The sequence below is a fragment of the Phenylobacterium sp. genome (assembly GCF_031425575.1).
Taxonomy (GTDB): Bacteria; Pseudomonadota; Alphaproteobacteria; order Caulobacterales; family Caulobacteraceae; genus Phenylobacterium.
This window is the reverse complement of the sequence record NZ_JANPJP010000259.1, coordinates 1-1,824: the sequence shown is the minus strand read 5'-3', so window position 1 is coordinate 1,824 and position 1,824 is coordinate 1. Positions and strand designations below refer to the sequence as shown.

2 protein-coding genes are annotated in these 1,824 nt (G+C 69.5%); one reads left to right on the top strand and one right to left on the bottom strand.

From position 1 onward, the window contains the following. Positions 1-601 (bottom strand): class I SAM-dependent methyltransferase (locus tag RMO97_RS14970; protein WP_310541845.1); only part of this gene is annotated, 601 nt, incomplete at its 3' end. 338 nt (positions 602-939) lie between these two features. On the opposite strand from RMO97_RS14970, the gene RMO97_RS14965 reads away from it, so the two are divergent. Continuing rightward, positions 940-1,713, top strand: coding sequence for a GNAT family N-acetyltransferase (locus RMO97_RS14965; RefSeq protein ID WP_310541844.1), 774 nt, complete (start codon positions 940-942; stop codon positions 1,711-1,713). Positions 1,714-1,824: the final 111 nt, after the last annotated feature.

Sequence of the window (1,824 nt, the reverse complement as noted above, 5' to 3'; positions counted from 1 at the left end):
TGAGCAGATTGAGGCTGGTTCCAAGGGTTCGGTGGAACTTCACCACGCCGGGCGTCAGCCAGTCGGTGGTCCGCGCGCCTTCGCGGCCGTAGCTGTCGAGCGGCCAGATCCGTCGGCCGTCCTCACTCTTGGTCCAGCGGGGTCGGGTCGGCGCCATGTAGACGGGATGTTCTATGGAGAACACGAAGCTTCCGCCGTCCCGGAGGGCGGTGCGTACGGCGCCGACCACCTTGGCCAGGTCCTCGACATAGTGAAGCGCGAGCGAGCTGTAGACGAGGTCAAAGCCGGCTTCCGGCAACCCCAAGTCCCGCACGTCAGCCTGGAGGTAGCTCACCCCTTCATCCTTCGTCGCGGCTCGCGCGCGCCCAAGCATCTTCTCCGACAGGTCTATGCCGAGCACCGAGGCGGCGCCCTCCTCTCTCGCCCATCTGCAGAACCAGCCAAAACCGCAGCCGAGATCCAGGACGCCAAGCCCCGCCAACGGGGGCAGCAGGGCTCGAACGGCAGGCCATTCCGGGGCGCCGGGCAAGCCCAGCCTGGAACGCCGCAGCTGGCTGTAACCCTCGAAGAAGGCGGGATCGTCGTAGACGTTTTGAGACATACCAAGCCCGATAGCTGGCGAGCCTGACGGCGCAACGACAGCACGCCTTGGCGCCCTTCACAAACCCTGCCGCAGGTCGGCTCCTTTCGTAGAGCCCCCGCTTGACACCGTTCGTCATTGGGACAAGGCTTTCGGGGTCGCGCGGCCGTCGCGCGCAAACCCCGGGAGACGCCATGCTAGCCTCAGCCCGACCTGCCGCCGACCGGCGGCGCGAAGCGGTGCGCCCGGACCTGGCGAGCTGATCCCAGCCCTGCGCACCTCAACGCTCATCGCCGCCGCTGTCACAGCCGCGGCCCGACAATTCGAGCGGGGACGCCTGGCGTCCCTCTGAGGTTTCCATGCAAAATCAAGACACCCAAGGCGCGGCCGATATGGCCGACGCCGCGGCGGTGCAGGCCTTCCTGCGCGCCCGCGCCCGAAATGGCGTTCCGTTAGGGCCCTTCTCCATCCTGTTCTCCCCAGGGGATCGCGGGCTGTACGCCAACTACGCCATCCCCGCAGACGACGCCCGGCCGACGCCGACAGACATCGCCGCCCTGGAAGACGCCTTCCGGACCCGCAAGCGGACGCCGCGCCTGGAATATGTGCCGGCCGCCGCCCCGGCGGTGGAGGCCGCCCTCCTGGCGGCGGGCTTCGAGGTCGAACTTCGACCGCCACTGATGACCTGCCGCAGGACGGCCGCGGGCCCTCGGTCCGAACCTGCCGGCTTCAGCCTGACCTTCGTCGAGGATCCGCAGCGCCTGGCCCTGGCGACCATGGTCGCAGCGGAGGCTTTCGGCGGTGAGGCGTCCGACGCCCAATGGTTGATGAGTACGGTGCGCCTTGGCGGACGTGTCCTGCTGGCCCACGACCGCGCCAGCGGCGAGCCCGCCGGAACCGGCGCCTTCATCCGCCCCCAGGACGGTGTGACGGAGGTCGTGGGGATCGGTGTCCGCCCAGCCTTCCGCCGGCGCGGCCTGGCCCAGGCGATGACCGCGATGCTGTCGCAGGCCGCCTTTGACGCCGGCTGCCACATGGCCTTCCTCTCGGCCGCCGGCGAAGCGCAATCGGCGATCTATGCGCGGGCGGGCTTCCTGCGTCGCGCGCCGATGCTGTTCATCGCCAAGTCCTGACCGCGGGCCGCCGGGCTTCGGTTCGGCGGCCCTAGGACCTGGCCGGACAGGGCGCGCCGTCCCGATGCTTGTAGCCGGGCTCCGGCCCCGCGATCATGTCGATGTCGGGAT